Source organism: Aeromonas sp. PI_26, from assembly GCF_027854445.1.
Lineage (GTDB): Bacteria > Pseudomonadota > Gammaproteobacteria > Enterobacterales > Aeromonadaceae > Aeromonas > Aeromonas veronii.
Genome location: NZ_JAJNOE010000021.1, coordinates 1 through 20139, shown reverse-complemented (window position 1 = coordinate 20139; position 20139 = coordinate 1). Strand labels below are relative to the sequence as shown.

Genomic DNA, 20139 nt, shown 5'->3' with positions numbered 1-20139 from the left:
AGAGTCCACCAACTCTGGGCATATGGCTAAAAAAAACGATATTAATGGTGTTTTTTCACTGTTTTACAGTGGGTGATTTGTATTGATAGCCCGGGATCCTGCAACACCCTCCCCCGCCAGCAAGCGGGTCACGGGGAAACGCAGTGCGGGATCCTGGCTAAAGAACTGGCTCAGTTGCCGGTATACCGCGGGATAGACCTGCTGCAGCCGCAGCGGATCGGTAAAGAAACACTCGCAGCTGACGGCAAAAAATTCGGCAGGATGTTCGGCCGCATAGGGATCGATGGCGGTTACCTCGTCCCGATCAAGCTGCTGGCAGAGCGCATCGAAGGCGCTCTGAAAGGCCTGTTGCCACAGCTGGCTGCTCATCGGCCCAGGCAACGGCGGCGCGCCGTCCGCCTCACCGCCCAGCATGTCGAGCTTGTGAGCCAGCTCGTGGATCACCAGATTAAAGCCGTCCCAGTCACCATCCTGCTGCAGTTCGCTCCAGGCCAGCACCAGCGGCCCTTGCGGCCAGGATTCACCAGCGTTCTCCTCTTCAAACTCGCTCACCAGCCCGAACTCATCCTGCACCTCCTGACGCCGGGTGACGGGTTCGGGAATGATGATGATTTCGTGAAAGCCGCGATACCAGTCGATACCGAGATGAAGAATGGGCAACGCCGCCTGTAGCGCCAGCACCGCCTGTTGGCGTGGGCTGAGCTCGACCCCGATCAGGGTCAGGGTCTTGCGCTTGAGCAGCTGTTGCCCCAAGCCGATAAGCGTTGTCTGCTCGGTGTCGCTGAGCCCTTGCAAGATGGGCACTGCCGCCAGCGCCTGACGCCACAGCGCCAACTCATCCTCACTCATGGGCGTTTGCGGGCGACCACCCAGCCATTTGAACCATCCCAGCACGCCTACTCCTTCTTTTGATGCAAACAACAGGTCACAACAGTTTGACGAACCGTTTCGGCCGCTCCTGATAATCCTGCGCCAGATAAAAACGGTGGGCCGCCTCGCGCTTGAGGCTGCTGGATAGCTCCAGCTGGGCGCAACCTGCGGCCCGCGCCATCGCTTCTGCTCCTTTGAGCAAGGCTGCGCCCACTCCCGCCCCTCTTGCCCCTTCATCGACAACCAGCGCCGAGATCAGGCCCCAAGCTGGTGCAACATGCAGCGGTGCCAGCTTGTGCCACACCAGCACGCCGACCACCTTGTCGGCCAGGGATGCGAGCAGCACAACGCTCGCGGGATCCGGCGCCAACAGGCGCGCCGTCACGTCAGCGCCTTCGGCAGGATACCCCAATTGGGTGAACAGGTGGGCGATGGAACTCCCGTCGTCGACCTCAGTGGGACGGATCGTCAACGTCTCAGGATCATTTTTCATTGTTGGCCTCATGTTTGCTTTCCATTGTGTTACGCCCGTCACATTGTCCGGCGCAGATCAACAAGGAGGATCTCATCTTTACTCATAGAAAACGCTGCCTGCCATTATCCCCCCACCCTTGTCAATTCACAAATTTGCAACAAGACAACATTTTTAGCTGGGAAGAATGGATGCAACTCGATATGTTACCTCCCATGCATGGCGCGGGTTTGCGCCCTGCCAAACCACTCGGAGCCACCCTCGTTTGCTTACCTCAGACTGTTAACAAATGAGCCCCTAACAGTGACAGAGAGCGAGGCCAAGATCTCGCCAAGACAGCGCCACAAACACAACAAAGGAGTTGTTGTACATGAATGAAATCGTCAATGCCATCAATGGTGTAATCTGGAGCCCTGCGCTCATCTACCTGTGTCTGGGGGTCGGTCTTTACTTCTCCCTGCGCACCCGTTTTTTGCAACTGCGTCATATCAAAGAGATGGTGCGCCTGATGTTTGATGGCAAGAGCACAGATGCCGGTGTCTCCTCCTTCCAGGCACTGGCCATGACCCTGGCCGGTCGTGTGGGTACCGGTAACATCGCCGGTGTGGCCACCGCCATCACCTTCGGTGGTCCGGGCGCCCTGTTCTGGATGTGGATGGTCGCCTTCCTCGGCGCCAGCTCTGCTTTCGTGGAGTCCACCCTGGGTCAGGTTTACAAAGAGAAGATCAACGGTGAATACCGCGGCGGCCCGGCCTTCTACATCGAGAAAGGGCTTGGCATGAAGTGGTACGCCTGGACCTTCGCCATTGCTACCGTCTTCGCCTGCGGCGTACTGCTGCCGGGCGTGCAGGCCAACTCCATCGGCTCCAGCCTGCAGACCGCCTTTAATATCGATCCGAACGTCACCGCCGCCGGTCTGGCGCTGCTGCTCGGCTTTATTATCTTCGGTGGCGTCAAGCGTATCGCCAGCTTCGCCAGTACCGTGGTGCCCTTTATGGCGCTGGGCTACATCATCGTGGCTTGCGTCATCATCGCCCTCAATATCGGCCAGCTGCCGGGCGTGATCCTGCTGATCTGGAAGAGCGCCTTCGGTCTGGATGCCGGTTTCGGTGCCATTCTGGGTCTGGCCATCATGTGGGGCGTGAAGCGCGGGGTCTACTCCAACGAAGCGGGTCAGGGTACCGGGCCGCACGCCTCTTCTGCTGCGGCAGTGAGTCACCCGGCCAAGCAGGGTCTGGTGCAGGCGTTCTCCGTCTATATCGACACCCTGTTCGTCTGCTCCGCCACCGGCTTTATGCTGCTGATCACCGGCCTCTATAACGTACAAGGGCCGGACGGCGCCGCCATCTACACGGGTATTGCCGGTATCGCAGCAGGCCCGGGCTATGTGCAGACCGCTATGGAGAGCATGATGCCGGGCTTTGGCAGCATTTTCGTGGCCATCGCGCTGTTCTTCTTCGCGTTCACCACCATCGTTGCCTACTACTACATCGCCGAAACCAACATCGCCTACATCAACCGCAAGATTAATCGCCCCTGGCTCACCTTCTTGCTGAAGATTGCGCTGATGGCTGCCACTGTCTACGGCACCGTCAAGACGGCGGATCTGGCATGGGGCATGGGTGATATCGGAGTCGGCCTAATGGCATGGCTAAACATCATCGCCATCCTGCTGCTGCAAAAGACCGCCTTCACCTGTCTGAAGGATTATGAAGCGCAGCAAGCACAAGGTATTGACCCCGTATTCCACCCGGAGAAGCTCGGCATCAAGAACGCCGATTACTGGGTGGGCAAACGCTCCGAAGAGAACCTGGAGCGGGAGAAATCGGGCCATCAGTTCGAGCCGGATCAGGATCGCAAGACCTCCTGAACCAGAACGACATAAGACATCAATAAAAAATGGCAGCCTCGGCTGCCATTTCTTTTTCCTGTCACCTCATCTCAGAGCGGATTGCGGCGCGGCCCGAAGGGCAGCCGCCAGCGAAACAGGCTGTTAAGGGTGGCCCGCCACTGATTGGGTCGCCCCAGGATCTGCTTCTGCAACCGAGTCTCCTCTTTGAGCATCGCCTCATCGCTGCGGGCCCAGGCCTGGCTGTAGAGCTGCTTGATCCCCGCCAGTGCATCCGGCGACTTGGTGATAAGGGTGCGGGCAAACTCTCGCGCCTCCACCAGCGGATCGGCGCAGACCCGGCTCACCAGCCCGAGGGATTTGGCCTCGACGGCATCCAGCTCGCGCCCGCTCATGGCCAGCTCCATGGCGGTATCCACTCCCATCAAGTTGCGCATGGTGACGCTGCCACTCATGTCGGGAATGATCCCCCACTTGATCTCCATCACCGAGAAGCGGCAATCGGGGGTACTGAAGCGAAAATCGGCGCCGAGCGCAATCTGCAAGCCACCGCCAAAACAGACTCCCTGGGTCACCGCAATCACCGGCACCGGCAGCTGGTGCCAACCATAGGCAACCCGCTGGGCCAAATTGGTCGCTTCGTCCGCTTCACGCTTGAGAATATCGAGCGCCGCTACCGGCTGTCTCAGCATGGATTTCACATCCAGCCCGGCGCAGAAAGCCCGCCCCTCGCCATGCAGGATCACCGCCCGCAGCCCCTTGTGCCGGGCGAGCTGTGTCAATGTCTCATCGATGGCACTGAACATGGCGCGGTCCAGCGCATTGAGTTTGTCCCCCCGCGTCAGCATCACTTCGGCAATCCCGTCGTGGATCTCGCACTTGACCCTTGGTTTTTCCATCTCCCTTGTCCTCTCCTTGATTCCTGAAACTGACTCACTGGTCATACCACCACGTTATCAGAGTGTGAACAGGCGGTACAGCTGAGACTAAAGTCGGCTGGTCGCCTCCCCCTCCCTTTGTCACACTGGGAGCTGCATGAGTGCCGCAAGCCAGCAGAGGACGCTGTCATGTCAACCCTGTTCAATTTTGCCAGACCACCGTTCGACCGACTGGGCGAGGAGGCGCGCGAACGGCTCTCCCGTCACCTCTCGCTCTGCTATTTTCGGGCCGGGGAGCTCCTGCTAAAAGAGGGGGACGAGCCTCCCGGCCTCTATCTCATCATCAAGGGGGCGGTGGAAGAGTCTGCCCCTCACCACCAGTTTGGTGATTACGGGGTCGATGACCTGTTCGATGTGCGCGCCCAGTTTGACGGCCGCTGCCGCCACCGCTTCACCGCGCTAGAAGATAGCCTCTGTCAGCTCATCCCTCGCCACACCTTTCTGGCGCTCTGTGAGCAGGACTCGCAGTTTGCCAGCTACTTCACCGCCAATCTGGCCGAGCGCCAACGCCAGCAGGAGCAACGCGAACAACTGGGGCAGAAGAATCTGGCGGAGTTTATCCTGACCCGCATCGAACCGGGCCACCTGCAGGCACCGCTTATCGTCGACAGCAAGCTGTCACTGCTCGCGGCGACCGAAGCCATGGTGAGCAAAGGGACCGATTGCCTGCTCTACCCGGCCCACGACGGCTCCCTCACGCTGGCGACCCGCAAGACCTTGCTCCACGCCCTGACCCTCAAGGGATTGCCGCTGACGGCCCCCCTCTCGGTGCTGACCCCCACGCCGCTGATTGGTCTGCCGCTGGAGAGCTATCTGTTTGATGCCCTGCTGCTGATGACCCGCCATCGCATCAAGCGACTGGTGGTGTGGCGTGGCAACGAAGTGGCGGGCATCTTGCAACTGACTCAGGTGCTGGGGCTCTTCTCGACCCACTCCCACGTACTGACCCTGCGCATTGCCCGCGCCGACAGCCTGCCGGCACTGGAGGCGGTGGCCCGCGAGCAGCAGCAATTGACCCGCTCGCTGTTTGCACAGGGGATCCACACCGCCTTTTTGATGAAGCTCATCGCCACCATCAACGAACAGCTGATCGCCAAAGCCTTTGCGCTGGTGATCCCCCCCGAGGTGCAGGATAAGGTCTGCCTGCTGATGCTGGGCTCGGAGGGGCGCGGCGAACAGATCCTCAAAACCGATCAGGACAACGCCCTGATCCTGCCAGAGGGGCTGGCATGGCCCACCCAGGCAGCCGATCTGGCCGAATTCAGCGCCCTGCTGGAGCGCCTCGGCTACCCGCTGTGCCCCGGGCAGGTGATGGTGAACAATCCGGCCTGGGTAAAAACAGGCAGCGAGTGGCAAAGCGCCATTGCCAGCGCCTGCACCACGGCAAAAGAGGATGAGCTACTCTGGCTCGCCACCCTGGCCGATGCTCACCCCATCGCGGGGGATCGACAGCTCCATCTGCCGGTTGCCAGAGCGCTGCGCGAGCAGTTGGCGGACAGACGGGACCTGCTGGCGGAGATGGTGCGACCGGCAGTGGCCTTTCATGCCCCCCTCACCCTGTTTGGCCGGCTGGAGCAGCCACCGGAAGGGCTGGATCTGAAGCGGGGCGGCTTGTTCCCGCTGGTGCACGGTATCCGCATGCTGGCCATTGAGGCAGGCATTCTGGAGACCTCGACCCTGGGACGCATCGATGCGCTGGTGGCCGCCGAGCGGCTCAGTACCGACTATGGCAGCAATCTGGCAGAGGCGTTTCGGCTCTTTATCCGGCTGAGGCTGCGCAGCCAGCTCAAGGGGGGCAATAGTCGGGTGCAGACAAGCGAGCTTAGCCACAGTGAGCGGGATCTGCTGCGCCAGGCGCTACATCAGGTGAAGAAGTTCCAGCAGTGGCTCACATTGCACTTTCGTCTGAGACAATAGCCATGTTGAGCCGCGTTCGACGCTACTGGTATGGCCGCACGTTCCGCACGGGCGAGTTCGCGCCGCTCTTTGCCACCCCACCGGAAGATGAACGGATCGCCCTCGATTTCGAGACCACCAGTCTCGATCCCGAGCAGGCCGAGATCGTCTCCATCGGGGCGGTGCGCATTCAGGGTAACCGGCTGCTGACCGGCGAGGCCCTAGCCATCAAGGTACAGCCACCGGCCAGCCTGACCAGCCAATCTGTGGTGATCCACGGTCTGCGCCATCAGGATCTGCAACAGGGGATGGAGCTGGAAGCCGCGCTGCGCCTGCTGCTTCACTTTATCGGCCCCCGTGAACTGGTGGGCTATCACATCGCCTACGACCTGCGCATTCTCAATCTCGCCTGCCAGAAATTGTGGGGATTGACCCTGCCCCAGCGAGGGATCGAGGTGAGCCAGCTCTATCACGACCACCTCTATCGCCGCTATCCCGATGCGGCCATTGACCTCCACTTGAGTGCCATCTGTAGCCACCTTGAACTGCCATCCCTGCCCGCCCACGATGCCCTTGCCGATGCCACCACGGCCGCGCTCATCTACCTGCGCCTGACCTGCGGCTCGCCGCTCACTTATCCCAAAGTCTAATTGTCGAGAAATAACATTTAATTCACATTTTGCTTACATGAGCAGATTACCTGCTCGTCGGGGTTACCCCATCCACCGCTGACACTCATGTCATGGAGAACTGCAATGGAACAGCAAAGCTATCTGAGGATCCAGCAAGATCCCAACTTCCAGGAGCTGGTCGCCAAGCGCCAGCGTTTTGCCTGGGCCCTCTCGGCTCTGATGCTGGGACTCTACCTGGCGTTTATTCTGCTCATCGCCTTTGCCCCCGGTTGGCTGGGCACCCCCTTGAGCGAAGGGTCGACCATTACTCGCGGCATTCCTGTCGGGGTAGGATTGATCCTCTCCTCCTTCGTGTTGACCGGCGTCTATGTCTTTCGCGCCAACGGCGAGTTTGATGAACTGAACCAGAAGATCCTCAAAGGGGTGCAATCATGAAAGGCAAGTTGCTGCTGTTGACCTCACTGGCCTCCTCTCCCCTGCTGGCGGCCGATGCAATCTCTGGCGCCGTGGAGCGTCAGCCCCTTAATGTCGCCGCCATCGTGATGTTTCTGGTGTTTGTGGCCGCTACCCTGTTCATCACCTACTGGGCCTCCAAGCGCAACCGCTCGGCTTCCGACTACTATGCGGCCGGTGGCCGTATCACCGGCTTCCAGAACGGTCTGGCCATCGCCGGTGACTATATGTCCGCCGCCTCCTTCCTCGGGATCTCCGCGCTGGTCTACACCTCCGGCTACGATGGCCTGATTTACTCCATAGGTTTTCTGGTGGGCTGGCCCATCATTCTGTTCCTGATCGCCGAACGGCTGCGCAACCTCGGCAAATATACCTTTGCCGATGTCGCCTCCTATCGTCTCAAGCAGACTGAAGTGCGTACCCTCTCCGCCTGTGGTTCGCTGGTGGTGGTCGCCCTCTATCTGATCGCCCAGATGGTCGGTGCCGGCAAACTGATCGAGCTGCTGTTTGGCCTGCAATACCATGTGGCCGTGGTGCTGGTCGGTATCCTGATGGTGCTCTACGTGCTGTTTGGCGGCATGCTGGCCACAACCTGGGTGCAGATCATCAAGGCAGTGATGCTGCTCTCCGGTGCTAGCTTTATGGCCATCATGGTGATGAAGTCAGTCAACTTCGACATCGGCGCCCTGTTTAGCGAAGCGGTCAAAGTGCACGAGAAAGGCTCCGCCATCATGAGCCCGGGCGGGCTGGTCTCCGACCCCATCTCCGCCATCTCGCTCGGTCTGGCATTGATGTTCGGTACCGCCGGCCTGCCCCACATCCTGATGCGCTTCTTCACTGTGAGCGATGCCAAAGAGGCGCGTAAATCGGTGTTCTACGCCACTGGCTTTATCGGTTACTTCTACATTCTCACCTTCATCATCGGTTTTGGCGCCATCCTGCTGGTCAGCACCAATCCGGCCTTCAAGGATGCCACCGGCGCCCTGCTGGGCGGCACCAACATGGCAGCCGTCCACCTGGCTGATGCAGTGGGTGGAAGTCTGTTCCTCGGCTTCATCTCTGCCGTGGCATTTGCCACCATTCTGGCGGTAGTCGCCGGATTGACCCTGGCCGGTGCCTCTGCGGTCTCCCATGACCTCTATGCCAGCGTGTTGAAGAAGGGCAAGGCTAACGAGACCGATGAACTGCGTGTCTCCAAGATGACGACTCTGGTGCTGGGCGTAGTTGCCATTGGTCTGGGGATCCTGTTCGAGAAGCAGAACATCGCCTTCATGGTGGGTCTGGCTTTCTCAATCGCCGCCAGCTGCAACTTCCCGGTGCTGTTCCTCTCCATGTTCTGGTCACGCCTGACCACCCGTGGCGCCGTCTACGGTGGCTGGCTGGGACTGGCGAGCGCAGTAACCCTGATGGTCCTGGGCCCGACCGTGTGGGTGAAAGTGCTGGGCCATGCCCAGGCCATCTTCCCCTACGAATACCCGGCCCTCTTCTCCATGGGTTTGGCCTTCATCGGGATCTGGTTCTTCTCCATCACCGACAGCTCCCAGAACGCCGCCGACGAGCATGCCAAGTTCCTGCCGCAGTTCGTTCGCTCCCAAACCGGGCTGGGGGCCTCTGGCGCTACCTCCCACTAACAGTTCAAATTCATCCTTCCAAGCCGGCTTCGCGCCGGCTTTTTTTATTGCCCATCAATCGGCTGCATGCCCCGCTTGCCCCGATCAAGATCACACTTCTCGCTAAAACTTTCGGGGGATCTGTGCCATAATGCGCGCCATTTGACAGACCAATCGGGACACATACCTTGTTAAGCAGCAACAATATCACCATGCAGTTCGGCGCCAAGCCGCTGTTTGAGAACATCAACGTCAAGTTTGGCGGCGGCAACCGCTATGGCCTTATCGGCGCCAACGGCTGTGGCAAGTCCACCTTTATGAAGATCCTCGGTGGTGATCTGGAGCCCACTGGCGGTAATGTGAGCCTGGACGTCAACGAGCGCATCGGTAAGCTGCGTCAGGATCAGTTCGCCTACGAAGATATGCGCGTACTGGACGTAGTCATGATGGGCCACACCGAGTTGTGGGCAGCCATCGCCGAGCGCGATGCCATCTACGCCAACCTCGAAGCCACCGACGAAGACTATATGAAGGCCGCCGAGCTGGAAGGTCTGGTCGCCGAATATGACGGCTACACCGCCGAAGCGCGCGCAGGCGAGCTGCTGCTGGGTGTCGGCATTCCGCTCGAGCAGCACAACGGCCCGATGAGCGAAGTGGCCCCTGGCTGGAAACTGCGGGTGCTGCTGGCACAGGCCCTCTTCTCCAACCCTGACATCCTGCTGCTGGACGAGCCGACCAACAACCTGGATATCAACACCATTCGCTGGCTGGAGCAGGTGCTCAACGAACGTGAAAGCACCATGATCATCATCTCTCACGACCGTCACTTCCTGAACTCCGTCTGTACCCACATGGCGGATCTGGACTACGGCGAGCTGCGCGTCTATCCGGGCAACTACGACGACTACATGCTGGCCGCCACCCAGGCGCGCGAGCGTCTGCTGGCCGACAACGCCAAGAAGAAGGCCCAGATCGCCGATCTGCAATCCTTCGTCTCCCGTTTCAGCGCCAACGCCTCCAAGTCCCGTCAGGCGACCTCCCGTCTCAAGCAGATCGACAAGATCAAGATTGAGGACGTCAAGGTCTCCAGCCGCCAGAACCCCTTCATCCGCTTCGAGCAGGACAAAAAGCTCTATCGCAACATCCTGGAAGTGGAAGGTGTATCCAAGGGTTATGGCGACGGTCCCCTGTTCAAGGGCCTCAACATGATGATGGAAGTGGGCGAGAAGGTCGCCATTCTGGGTACCAACGGTATCGGTAAATCCACTCTGATCAAGACCCTTGTCGGCGCACTGGCTCCGGATACCGGCACCATCAAGTGGTCCGAGAACGCCCAGATCGGTTACTACGCTCAGGATCACGCCGAAGACTTCGACACTGATCTCAACGTGTTCGACTGGATGGCCCAGTGGAAACAGGAGAACGAAGACGAGCAGGCTGTACGCTCCATACTGGGCCGTCTGCTCTTCTCTCAGGACGACATCAAGAAGCCGGTCAAGGTGCTCTCCGGTGGTGAACAGGGTCGCATGCTGTTCGGCAAGCTGATGATGCAGCGCCCCAACATCCTGATCATGGATGAGCCAACCAACCACCTGGACATGGAATCCATCGAATCCTTGAACATGGCACTGGAGCTCTACCAGGGGACCCTGATCTTCGTCTCCCACGACCGCGAGTTCGTCTCCTCCCTGGCGACCCGTATCCTGGAACTGACCGAAGATGGTATCCGCGACTTCGGCGGCACCTACGAGGATTACCTGCGCACCCAGGGCGTGGTATAACCCCACTCCTGCGTAAGTTCGCAATGAAAAACCGGCACACACGTGCCGGTTTTTTTATATTCCGTATTTAGACGATTGAGATGGCGGCGTATAGCAGTGATGTGACTACACGCCACAGAGCAGAGAGCAGAGAGCAGAGAGCAGAGAGCAGAGAGCAGAGAGCAGAGCTTGAGTATCCCCCCTCTAGCTCACAGATAAAAAACGGCTCCATCAAGGAGCCGTTTTCAATGGATTGCGCAGTGCCGATTACTCGACGGTCGCTTCCACACTGGTGAAGTACTCGATCTTGGCCGCTTTGCGCAACTCGTCGATCAGAGACTTGTAATCAACCTGGGCTTTGCCCTGACCCAGCTGAGCTTGCAGCATGGCGGCCATACCGGATGCGGCGGCAGGGACGTTGACCTTGTCCAGCGCAACCACAACGCGGTCACCATTGGTCTCGGCAACCAGAGCCACGCTCGGCTTGCCATCGATCGGATGGGGCAGTGTGAACGCCTGGGCAATCAGGTTCTGATCCAGCTCGCGATCGAAGCGGGCAACCCCTTTGTGGGTCTCCACTTTCAGACCGAGTGCAGTCAGATCGGCGGTGATACTCTCACCGACCTTCAGCTTGTCCAGCAGGCCCTGGGCCTTGCCACGTGCCACTTCGCTAGCCTTGTCATGCTTGATGGCGGCAATCACCTGCTCTTTCACCTCGGCCAGCGGCTTGACCGCTTTGGGCTTGTGACCAGTGATGTGCAGCACCAGCGCCTTGCCGTCAGCCAGCTCGATCACGTCGGAGTTGGTATTGTCATCGCGCAGCTGTTCGGAGAACGCCACGGAGAGCACCTTGGGATCGTTCAGCGGAGCCGGAGCAGTCGCCTGGGTGAAGAAATCGGAAGATTGAACCTTCATCCCCATGGCATCAGCGGTCAGATCCAGCGAATCCGGGTTTTCGAAGCTGTTGTCAGCCATCTTCTGCTGCTCGGCGAAGAACTTCTCCTTGGCCTTGTCAGCTTGCAGACGAGTGATGGTCTCTTCTTTCACATCGGCAAACGGCTTGGTCTGGGCTGCTTCAACCCCCAGCAGCTTGATGATGTGGAAACCGAACGGGCTCTTCACCACGCCGGAGAGATCGCCAGCCTTGTTCAGGGCGAACGCGGCTTTCTCGAAGGCCGGATCCATCACCCCTTTCTCGAACCAGTCCAGCTCGCCGCCTTTTTTGGCAGAGAAGGTATCGGAAGAGTCAGCCTTGGCCAGCGCAGCGAAATCATCACCCGCCTTGGCTTTGGCAAGCACGGCTTCTGCTTTCTGCTCGGCCGCTTTCTCATCCTTGCCAAACGGGATCAGGATGTGAGCCACATGGCGACGCTCGGCACGCTGGAACAGATCCTGGTGCTGATCGTAGTAATCCTGGGCATCCTGCTCGGTGACCTTGATATCCTTGGCGAGGTTGGCGGCGTCCAGCAGCAGATAGTCGACCTTGACCTGCTCGTCGTTCATGAAACGGGCGCCATTGGTCTTGTAGTACTGCTCCAGCTCGTTGTCGGAGACCTGAACATCAGCCATGTAGTTGGCGGCAGCCAGACGTACCAGACGCAGATCGCGAGTCTGGTTGTAAAGCTTGTCGAGCTGCTCCGCTTCACCCTTGAGGGAGAATTCGGTGCCCAGCAGAGCGCTCATCAACTGTTGACGCACCATGTCCTGACGCAGGGAGTCACGGAACATTTCAGGAGTCATGCCGGCACGACGGATCAGCTGCAGATAGCGATCATTGTTGAACTTGCCGTTCTCGGCAAACTCCGGCATGGCCACGATGGCTTGCTTGATCTGTTCGTCACTGATGCGCAGACCCAGTTCACGGGCCTTGCTGTCCAGCAGCGCCTGATCGATCAGGCGATCCAGTACGCCACGGCGGAACTGTTTCATGTAATCGGGGTTCGCGGCCAACTGGCTGAATGCCTCTCCCATCTGGGATTCCATGCGGGCGCGCTCGTTACGGTAGGCATTTTCCAGTGCCGCAGCACTGATCTCGGTGCCATTGACGGTGGCGGGGGCGGTACGGGCCGGGCCGTTCAGGTAACTACCTACACCAGCCAAGGCAAAGGAGAGGATGATCAGGCCCAAGATAACCTTGGCTACCTTGCCCTGCGCCCCTTCGCGTAGTTTATCCAACATCATGTTTGTACTTATGCTCCCGAACTCGATGGGCGTAAACAATAAAAAGGCGCACCGATTGCGATGCGCCTTGGTCAATCAGTATGAGAGAAGACTCTCTAACTTGTCTGGTCTGCGACCAAGGACGGTAGCCGACGGATATCAGCGACCGACTTAGTTAACAGCGTCTTTCAGGGCCTTACCGGCTTTGAAGGCAGGAACTTTACCAGCAGCGATTTCGATGGTCGCGCCAGTCTGCGGGTTACGGCCTGAACGGGCAGCACGCTCGCGTACAGCGAAAGTACCAAAACCAACCAGAGCAACCTGGTCACCCTCTTTCAGCGCTTCACCAACAGCATCAATGAAGGCATCCAACGCACGGCCAGCGGCAGCTTTGGAGATATCGGCACCGTCTGCAATCTTGTCAATCAGTTGAGATTTATTCACTCTTATATTCCCCTTTTATCAAACACCGCTGCGGCGCTGATTTCCCTGGCCACAACAAGTGGAGGTTTTATAGCAAGCCTCCTGATCAGTTGCAAGTGACAATCTGGCGCAAACCCGCGCCACACAACGCATTGCGACTCATCACGAGTACCCGATCGGTGGTCAAGGCTACTTCCGTTATCGGGCGCATGCAAGCCTTAACCACCCGCCGAATGCGCCAAATTTGCGGCGCATCAACATTTACACGACAGAAACGCGCTCAAACCCCTGTGGATTGTCCTGCAACGCCAGTTCCAGCACCTCGTCAATCCAGCGAACCGGATAAATTTCAAGGTCTTGTTTGACGTTTGCCGGGATCTCCTCAAGGTCACGCTCGTTCTCTTTCGGAATAAGCACTCGCTTGATGCCGCCACGGTGGGCTGCCAGCAACTTCTCCTTGAGACCACCGATGGGCAGCACTTCGCCGCGCAAGGTGATCTCCCCTGTCATCGCCACATCAGCACGAACCGGATTACCGGTCAAGCTGGAGACCAGGGCGGTACACATGGCGATACCGGCGCTCGGACCATCTTTCGGGGTTGCCCCTTCCGGTACGTGCACATGGATATCGCGCTTCTCGTAGAAGTCGGCATTGATGCGCAGCTTCTCGGCACGGGCTCGTACGACCGTCATGGCCGCCTGGATGGACTCCTGCATTACGTCGCCGAGAGAACCGGTATAAGTGAGCTTGCCCTTGCCCGGCATGTTGGTGGTCTCGATGGTGAGCAGGTCGCCCCCCACTTCGGTCCACGCCAGACCACACACCTGACCCACCTGGTTCTGGTCGGTGGCCTTGCCGTAATCGAAACGCTGCACCCCGAGGAACTCCTTGAGGTTCTCCTGATTGACCTGAACATGCTTGATGCTCTTGTCCAGCAGGATACGCTTGACCGCCTTGCGACAAATCTTGGAGATCTCGCGCTCCAAACTCCGCACCCCCGCCTCGCGGGTGTAGTAGCGGATCACTCCGACCAGGGCAGAATCTTCGATGGTGATCTCGGACTCTTTCAGGCCGTTGCGCTGGATCTGCTTGGCAACCAGATGCTGCTTGGCAATGTTGAGCTTCTCATCTTCGGTGTAACCGGAGAGGCGGATCACTTCCATCCGGTCCAGCAAGGGACCCGGGATGTTCATGGAGTTGGAGGTAGCCACGAACATGACGTCCGACAGGTCATAATCCACTTCCAGATAGTGATCGTTGAAGCTGTTGTTCTGTTCCGGATCCAGCACTTCCAGCAAGGCGGATGCGGGATCGCCGCGCATGTCCGAGCTCATCTTGTCGATCTCGTCGAGCAGGAACAGCGGGTTCTTCACACCGACTTTCGCCATCTTCTGAATGAGCTTGCCAGGCATGGAACCGATATAGGTACGGCGGTGACCGCGGATCTCCGCTTCGTCACGCACCCCACCGAGGGCCATCCGCACATATTTGCGGCCTGTCGCCTTGGCGATGGATTGGCCCAGCGAGGTCTTGCCCACACCGGGAGGCCCAACCAGACAGAGGATGGGGCCCTTGAGCTTGTTCACCCGTGCCTGTACCGCCAGATATTCGAGGATGCGATCCTTGACCTTCTCAAGGCCATAGTGATCGGCATCCAGCACCTCTTGCGCCTTGCCAAGGTCTTTCTTGACCTTGGATCGCGCCTTCCAGGGCACCTGTACCATCCAGTCCACATAGCTGCGAACCACGGTAGCCTCGGCGGACATGGGAGACATCATCTTCAGCTTGGCAAGCTCGGCCTGGGCCTTTTCACGGGCATCTTCCGGCATGCCAGCCTCTTCAATCTTGCGATTGAGGGCTTCAAACTCATCCGGGCTATCTTCCAGCTCACCCAGCTCTTTCTGGATGGCCTTCATCTGCTCGTTGAGGTAATACTCGCGCTGGCTCTTTTCCATCTGCTTCTTGACGCGAGTACGGATGCGCTTCTCGACCTGCAGCAGGTCAATTTCCGACTCCATCATCGCCATCAGGAATTCGATGCGCTCGGAAACCGAGACGATCTCCAGCACCTTCTGCTTGTCTTCCAGCTTGAGCGGCATGTGGGCCGCCATGGTGTCAGCCAGACGCGCAGCATCGTCGATCGCCGATATCGAGGTCAGTACCTCGGGCGGGATCTTCTTGTTGAGCTTGATATAGCCTTCAAACTGGCCGATGGCGGAGCGAACCAGTACTTCCTGATCCTTCTCCTCAATAGCTTGGGAGGGGATGTACTGAGCCTCGCAGACAAAGAAATCCTTGTCGTCGATCATCCGCACCAGGCGGGCACGCTGCCCACCCTCTACCAGCACCTTGACGGTGCCGTCCGGCAGCTTGAGCATCTGCAGAATATTGGCCACTGTCCCGACGGTGAAGATCTCCTCCACAGTCGGCTCATCGGTTGACGCATCCTTCTGGGCCACCAGCAGAACTTTCTTGTCCTGCTCCATGGCCGCTTCCAGACAGCGAATGGATTTTTCCCGCCCCACAAAGAGTGGAATGACCATGTGGGGATAAACCACCACGTCACGAAGAGGCAGGACGGGAATCTCGATGCGTTCTGAACGCTCTAGGTTCATATATGTCCTCTCGGCTTGTTATACCGTTGGCAAAGCGCTTGGCTGAGTATATGGGGGCGCTGAGATGAGATTCAATCGCCGAAACCGTAAAAAGCATGAAAGGGGCAAAAAGCCCCTTCCATTTGATTAAAAATCAGACATTTACTCTGATGCAGCAGCCTGGGTTTCGGGATTTTCGTAGATCATCAAGGGCGCAGAGTCCCCTTTGATCACGGTCTCGTCGATCACCACCTTGCTGACCCCTTCCAGAGAAGGCAGGTCATACATGGTATCCAGCAGCACGGCTTCCACGATGGAACGCAGACCACGAGCACCGGTTTTACGCTCCATCGCCTTGCGAGCAATGGCGTTGAGTGCGTCGTCACGGAACTCCAGCTCGACCCCTTCCAGGTCGAACAACGCAGCGTACTGTTTGGTCAGCGCGTTTTTCGGCTCTTTCAGGATCTGGATAAGCGCAGACTCATCCAGCTCGGTCAGGGTCGCGACCACCGGCAGACGGCCGATGAACTCGGGGATCAGACCATACTTGATCAGATCTTCCGGCTCTACCTTGGCGAAGGTCTCGCTCAGAGTAGCCTTGGCATCCTTGGATTTCACCTCGGCGCCAAAACCGATACCGGTTCCCTTCACGGAACGCTGCTCGATCACCTTGTCCAGACCGGCAAAGGCACCGCCACAGATGAAGAGGATCTTGGAGGTATCAACCTGCAAGAACTCCTGCTGCGGGTGCTTGCGACCGCCTTGCGGTGGTACGGAAGCAATGGTCCCTTCGATCAGCTTGAGCAGTGCCTGCTGTACCCCTTCCCCGGACACGTCGCGGGTGATGGAGGGGTTGTCCGACTTGCGGGAGATCTTGTCGATCTCGTCGATGTAGACGATGCCACGCTGGGCCTTCTCTACGTCGTAGTCGCACTTTTGCAGCAGCTTCTGGATGATGTTCTCCACATCCTCGCCCACATAACCGGCTTCGGTCAGGGTGGTCGCATCGGCCATGGTAAACGGCACATCCAGCAGACGAGCCAGGGTCTCGGCCAGCAGGGTTTTACCGCTACCGGTCGGGCCAATCAACAGGATGTTGGATTTGCCGAGCTCAACACCACTGTTTTCGCCGCTGTTGCGCAGACGCTTGTAGTGGTTGTAGACGGCTACAGCCAACACCTTCTTGGCGTACTCCTGCCCGATCACATAGTCATCGAGATGAGCGCGGATCTGATGAGGGGTCGGCAGCTCGTTACCATCGCGCTTGGGCGAGATCTCGCGGATCTCTTCGCGGATGATGTCGTTGCACAGCTCGACACACTCATCACATATGTAGACGGAAGGGCCAGCGATCAGCTTGCGCACTTCATGCTGGCTTTTGCCGCAAAAAGAGCAGTAGAGCAGCTTATCACCCTCACCCTTGCGTTTTTCTGTCATTCAGCAACCTCGTTTTATCAATAGAGGATGGATCGGCCTGTTGAGTTTACAACAGACCGGGACACCCTGCTCAGCTACGCTGGCTCAGGACACCGTCTACCAAGCCATAGGCCACAGCCTGCTCGGCGGACATGAAGTTGTCACGATCGGTGTCACGCTCGATAGTAGCCATGTCCTGACCGGTGTGGAACGCCAGGCGCTCGTTCAGGGTATTTTTAATCTTCAGGATCTCCTGGGCGTGGATCTGGATATCAGATGCCTGCCCCTGGAAGCCACCCAGCGGCTGGTGGATCATCACACGGGCGTTAGGCAGGCAGAAACGCTTGCCCTTGGCGCCACCAGCCAGCAGGAAGGCACCCATGGAACAGGCCTGCCCCATGCAGACGGTGCTGACATCCGGCTTGATGAACTGCATGGTGTCGTAGATGGACATGCCCGCAGTCACCGAACCACCCGGCGAGTTGATGTAGATATAGATGTCCTTGTCCGGATTCTCGGACTCGAGGAACAGCAGTTGGGCAACCACCAGATTGGCCATGTGATCTTCAACCTGACCGGTCAGGAAGATCACCCGCTCTTTCAGCAGACGGGAGTAAATATCGTAGGAACGTTCACCCTTGGCAGTCTGTTCGACCACGATGGGGACCAGCGCATTGCTGGGAGAATCGGTCATATCGTTATAGTTCTTGTACATAAGGCATTGTCCCTAAAATAAAATGGCCCGAGTGGAGATCACACGAGCCATTATACTTAACAGTCTTGACCTTAAGTCAAATGTTCTTAGGCAGCGGCGCCAGACTTGTTGATCACTTCGTCAAAGGCAACTTCTTTTTCGGTCACTTGCGCTTTGGACAGGATCAGGTCGATGGCTTGATCTTCTACTGCCAGGTTACGAACGCCGTTCAGCATCTGTTCGTTCTTCTGGTAGTACTCGATCACTTCCTTCGGATCTTCGTAGGCAGTCGCCATGGACTCGATGATGCTGTTTACACGGGCATCGTCAGCCTTGATCTCGTTGGTGCGGATCACGTCCCCCAGCAGCAGGCCTACACGTACACGACGCTCGGCTTGAGCCTGGAACAGTTCAGCCGGCAGCTCGGGAGCGTTGCCGCCCTGGAAACCACCGAAGCGCTGCAGAGCCTGCTGACGCAGTGCGTCGATCTCTTGAGCAACAGCTGCTTTCGGCAGGTCGATTTGGTTGGCTTCAACCAGACCGTTCAGAACCTGCTCTTTCACGCTGTTTTTCAGGGCTTGAGCCAGTTCGCGTTCCATGTTCTTGCGCACTTCGGCTTTCAGCTCTTCAACAGAACCGCTTTCGATACCGAAACGCTTCACGAACTCTTCGGTCAGCTCAGGCAGGATCTGCTCTTCAACCTTGATCAGCTTGGAAGCGAACTTGGCTTCTTTGCCTTTCAGGTTTTCAGCGTGGTAGTCAGCCGGGAAGGTCACTTCGATGGTGAACTCGTCGCCCGCTTTCTTGCCCAGGATGGCGTCTTCGAAGCCCGGGATCATACGGCCAGCGCCCAGGACCAGGTTGAAGCCTTCAGCTTTGCCGCCGTCGAACTCTTCACCGTCGATGGAACCGACGAAGTCCATGGTCACACGCATGCCATTGGCAGCAGCAACATCGGCATCAGCCCAAGTAGCGTGCTGCTTGCGCAGGGTGTCGATCATGTTGGCCAGATCTTCATCCTTCACGGTCGCAACCGGCTTCTCGACCTTGATGGTCTCAAGACCTGCAACTTCGAACTCCGGATACACTTCGAAAGTGGCGGTGAATTCAAAATCCTGACCTTCTTTGATCTCTTTCGGATCCATGGTCGGGGCACCGGCCGGGCTCAGTTTGTTTTCGATAATGGCTTTGATGAAGTTGCTCTGCATCATTTCATCAGCAACGCGGGCGTGAGCCATGGCGCCGAACATCTTCTTGATGATGGCAACCGGAGCCTTGCCAGGACGGAAACCGTCGATGCGACGAGTTTTGGCCAGGCCATTCAATTCTTTACGCACAGCGGCGTCTACGGTAGCGGCCGGTACAGTGATGGTAAGACGGCGTTCCAGACCCTGGGTTGTCTCTACAGAAACTTGCATTCTTCTACCTCGTTCAACTCAGCACTGTGTGCTGACCCTTTATTGCCCCTGGGCAAAGCCCGGAGTCTTCCTGTTTATAAAGACAACGATATGTCTTTGTGATGAGAAAATATGACGCGGCATTATAGCGGCGCACTTTGGTCGAGTCGAGCCACACATCCCCCACATTGAGCGGCGTGCAAGCACAATTCGTGCAAAACTGCCCTTTATATGGGGAGAGAGGTGCCCGACTTCAACTATCCGATGGCAATAATTTTGCGTTTGTTCACCTTTTTTCATCCGAACGCCGCTTTATTGCCCATCTTTCACCGAAAAACAGCCCACCGTTGCGGGCGGCGACTCAATTTTTCCAGCCAAATGGCGATTGGGCCAATCAACCATTGCGTCCCTACCCCTCCCTCGTTATGGTGGCAACCAAATTGATGATCTGGAGTCACTCACATGGCCTTTTTCCGCTTCTTGTTCAATCTGCTCTGGTTTGTACTGGGAGGTGTCTTTATGGGCCTGGCCTGGTGGCTGGCCGGTCTTGTCTGCTTTATCTCGCTGGTCGGCATCCCCTGGGGACGTGCCTGCTTCGTGATCGGCACCTTTACCTTCTTCCCGTTTGGCAAGCAGGCCGTTAATCGCAAGACCATGACTGGCCAGAGCGATATCGGCACCGGCACTCTGGGGCTGATTGGCAACATCCTCTGGTTTGTGCTGATCGGTGTCTGGCTGGCCATCGGCCACATCGCTTCCGCGCTGGCCTGCTTCGTGACCATTATCGGTATCCCGTTCGGTATCCAGCACCTCAAGCTGGCACTCATCAGTCTGGCGCCCATCGGCCAGATGATTGTGACCAATCAGGAGGCGGAATCGGGCCGCTATATCCGCTAAACACGGGAAATGCGCGGGCAGACGCTGCCCTGCAACGAAAAAAAGGGCAGACTAGGGTCTGCCCTTTTTTATTCTCT

The 20139-nt window shown here is 58.0% G+C and carries 16 protein-coding genes; 7 read left to right on the top strand and 9 right to left on the bottom strand.

The annotated features are described in order from the left end of the window. Positions 1 to 63 precede the first annotated feature (63 nt). Positions 64 to 849: a zinc-dependent peptidase gene (locus LRL22_RS18300; RefSeq protein WP_270906068.1), complete on the bottom strand. Its 786-nt coding sequence runs from the start codon at positions 847 to 849 to the stop codon at positions 64 to 66. 76 nt (positions 850 to 925) lie between these two features. After that, positions 926 to 1363 carry a GNAT family N-acetyltransferase gene (locus LRL22_RS18295; RefSeq protein WP_270906047.1) on the bottom strand — a complete coding sequence of 146 codons (438 nt, stop codon included), beginning with the start codon at positions 1361 to 1363 and terminating at the stop codon, positions 926 to 928. Positions 1364 to 1712: 349 nt separating this feature from the next. On the opposite strand from LRL22_RS18295, the gene LRL22_RS18290 reads away from it, so the two are divergent. Then, on the top strand, positions 1713 to 3212 hold the full coding sequence (locus tag LRL22_RS18290) for an alanine/glycine:cation symporter family protein (RefSeq protein WP_005360093.1): 1500 nt from the start codon (positions 1713 to 1715) through the stop codon (positions 3210 to 3212). A gap of 71 nt (positions 3213 to 3283) precedes the next feature. Here LRL22_RS18290 and LRL22_RS18285 read toward each other — a convergent pair whose 3' ends face one another. After that, complete coding sequence (locus LRL22_RS18285) at positions 3284 to 4090, bottom strand: crotonase/enoyl-CoA hydratase family protein (RefSeq protein ID WP_181497357.1); 807 nt, start codon at positions 4088 to 4090, stop codon at positions 3284 to 3286. A gap of 168 nt (positions 4091 to 4258) precedes the next feature. On the opposite strand from LRL22_RS18285, the gene LRL22_RS18280 reads away from it, so the two are divergent. The 5 genes from LRL22_RS18280 to LRL22_RS18260 all read left to right on the top strand — a co-directional run bounded on the left by LRL22_RS18280 (position 4259) and on the right by LRL22_RS18260 (position 10501). After that, a complete protein-coding gene (locus tag LRL22_RS18280) occupies positions 4259 to 6046 on the top strand; it encodes a putative nucleotidyltransferase substrate binding domain-containing protein (protein ID WP_270906046.1) in 1788 nt (595 codons plus the stop codon). Positions 6047 to 6048: 2 nt separating this feature from the next. Further along, on the top strand, positions 6049 to 6675 hold the full coding sequence (locus LRL22_RS18275) for a 3'-5' exonuclease (RefSeq protein ID WP_268011762.1): 627 nt from the start codon (positions 6049 to 6051) through the stop codon (positions 6673 to 6675). 105 nt (positions 6676 to 6780) lie between these two features. Beyond that, a complete protein-coding gene (locus LRL22_RS18270; RefSeq protein ID WP_040068110.1) occupies positions 6781 to 7092 on the top strand; it encodes a DUF485 domain-containing protein in 312 nt (103 codons plus the stop codon). Then, positions 7089 to 8741 (top strand): cation acetate symporter, encoded by a 1653-nt coding sequence (locus tag LRL22_RS18265; protein ID WP_270906045.1) that lies wholly within the window; start codon positions 7089 to 7091, stop codon positions 8739 to 8741. The genes LRL22_RS18270 and LRL22_RS18265 overlap by 4 nt, the downstream gene beginning before the upstream one ends. A gap of 167 nt (positions 8742 to 8908) precedes the next feature. Next, positions 8909 to 10501: an ABC-F family ATPase gene (locus LRL22_RS18260; RefSeq protein WP_040068106.1), complete on the top strand. Its 1593-nt coding sequence runs from the start codon at positions 8909 to 8911 to the stop codon at positions 10499 to 10501. 246 nt (positions 10502 to 10747) lie between these two features. Here LRL22_RS18260 and ppiD read toward each other — a convergent pair whose 3' ends face one another. The 6 genes from ppiD to tig form a co-directional block, all read right to left on the bottom strand. After that, positions 10748 to 12661: a peptidylprolyl isomerase gene (gene ppiD / locus LRL22_RS18255; RefSeq protein WP_058057477.1), complete on the bottom strand. Its 1914-nt coding sequence runs from the start codon at positions 12659 to 12661 to the stop codon at positions 10748 to 10750. A gap of 150 nt (positions 12662 to 12811) precedes the next feature. Next, complete coding sequence (hupB, locus tag LRL22_RS18250) at positions 12812 to 13084, bottom strand: nucleoid-associated protein HU-beta (protein ID WP_005315375.1); 273 nt, start codon at positions 13082 to 13084, stop codon at positions 12812 to 12814. 240 nt (positions 13085 to 13324) lie between these two features. Then, a complete protein-coding gene (lon, locus tag LRL22_RS18245; RefSeq protein WP_100653595.1) occupies positions 13325 to 15679 on the bottom strand; it encodes an endopeptidase La in 2355 nt (784 codons plus the stop codon). A gap of 141 nt (positions 15680 to 15820) precedes the next feature. Beyond that, positions 15821 to 17095 (bottom strand): ATP-dependent protease ATP-binding subunit ClpX, encoded by a 1275-nt coding sequence (clpX, locus tag LRL22_RS18240; RefSeq protein WP_005336977.1) that lies wholly within the window; start codon positions 17093 to 17095, stop codon positions 15821 to 15823. 70 nt (positions 17096 to 17165) lie between these two features. Continuing rightward, positions 17166 to 17789 (bottom strand): ATP-dependent Clp endopeptidase proteolytic subunit ClpP, encoded by a 624-nt coding sequence (gene clpP / locus LRL22_RS18235; protein ID WP_005336979.1) that lies wholly within the window; start codon positions 17787 to 17789, stop codon positions 17166 to 17168. Between the two features lie 86 nt (positions 17790 to 17875). Beyond that, entirely contained in the window at positions 17876 to 19186 is a 1311-nt protein-coding gene (gene tig / locus LRL22_RS18230) for a trigger factor (protein ID WP_005345092.1), read from the bottom strand. A 441-nt stretch (positions 19187 to 19627) separates the two neighbouring features. On the opposite strand from tig, the gene LRL22_RS18225 reads away from it, so the two are divergent. Then, positions 19628 to 20062, top strand: coding sequence for a YccF domain-containing protein (locus LRL22_RS18225; RefSeq protein WP_005336982.1), 435 nt, complete (start codon positions 19628 to 19630; stop codon positions 20060 to 20062). The last annotated feature ends 77 nt before the right edge of the window (positions 20063 to 20139 follow it).

Bases quoted from the DNA above. Each gene is read 5' to 3' on its own strand.
- LRL22_RS18300 (WP_270906068.1), bottom strand. From the start codon at position 849: ATGAGTGAGGATGAGTTGGCGCTGTGGCGTCAGGCGCTGGCGGCAGTG.
- LRL22_RS18295 (WP_270906047.1), bottom strand. From the start codon at position 1,363: ATGAAAAATGATCCTGAGACGTTGACGATCCGTCCCACTGAGGTCGAC.
- LRL22_RS18290 (WP_005360093.1), top strand. From the start codon at position 1,713: ATGAATGAAATCGTCAATGCCATCAATGGTGTAATCTGGAGCCCTGCG.
- LRL22_RS18285 (WP_181497357.1), bottom strand. From the start codon at position 4,090: ATGGAAAAACCAAGGGTCAAGTGCGAGATCCACGACGGGATTGCCGAA.
- LRL22_RS18280 (WP_270906046.1), top strand. From the start codon at position 4,259: ATGTCAACCCTGTTCAATTTTGCCAGACCACCGTTCGACCGACTGGGC.
- LRL22_RS18275 (WP_268011762.1), top strand. From the start codon at position 6,049: ATGTTGAGCCGCGTTCGACGCTACTGGTATGGCCGCACGTTCCGCACG.
- LRL22_RS18270 (WP_040068110.1), top strand. From the start codon at position 6,781: ATGGAACAGCAAAGCTATCTGAGGATCCAGCAAGATCCCAACTTCCAG.
- LRL22_RS18265 (WP_270906045.1), top strand. From the start codon at position 7,089: ATGAAAGGCAAGTTGCTGCTGTTGACCTCACTGGCCTCCTCTCCCCTG.
- ppiD (WP_058057477.1), bottom strand. From the start codon at position 12,661: ATGATGTTGGATAAACTACGCGAAGGGGCGCAGGGCAAGGTAGCCAAG.
- lon (WP_100653595.1), bottom strand. From the start codon at position 15,679: ATGAACCTAGAGCGTTCAGAACGCATCGAGATTCCCGTCCTGCCTCTT.
- clpX (WP_005336977.1), bottom strand. From the start codon at position 17,095: ATGACAGAAAAACGCAAGGGTGAGGGTGATAAGCTGCTCTACTGCTCT.
- clpP (WP_005336979.1), bottom strand. From the start codon at position 17,789: ATGTACAAGAACTATAACGATATGACCGATTCTCCCAGCAATGCGCTG.
- tig (WP_005345092.1), bottom strand. From the start codon at position 19,186: ATGCAAGTTTCTGTAGAGACAACCCAGGGTCTGGAACGCCGTCTTACC.
- LRL22_RS18225 (WP_005336982.1), top strand. From the start codon at position 19,628: ATGGCCTTTTTCCGCTTCTTGTTCAATCTGCTCTGGTTTGTACTGGGA.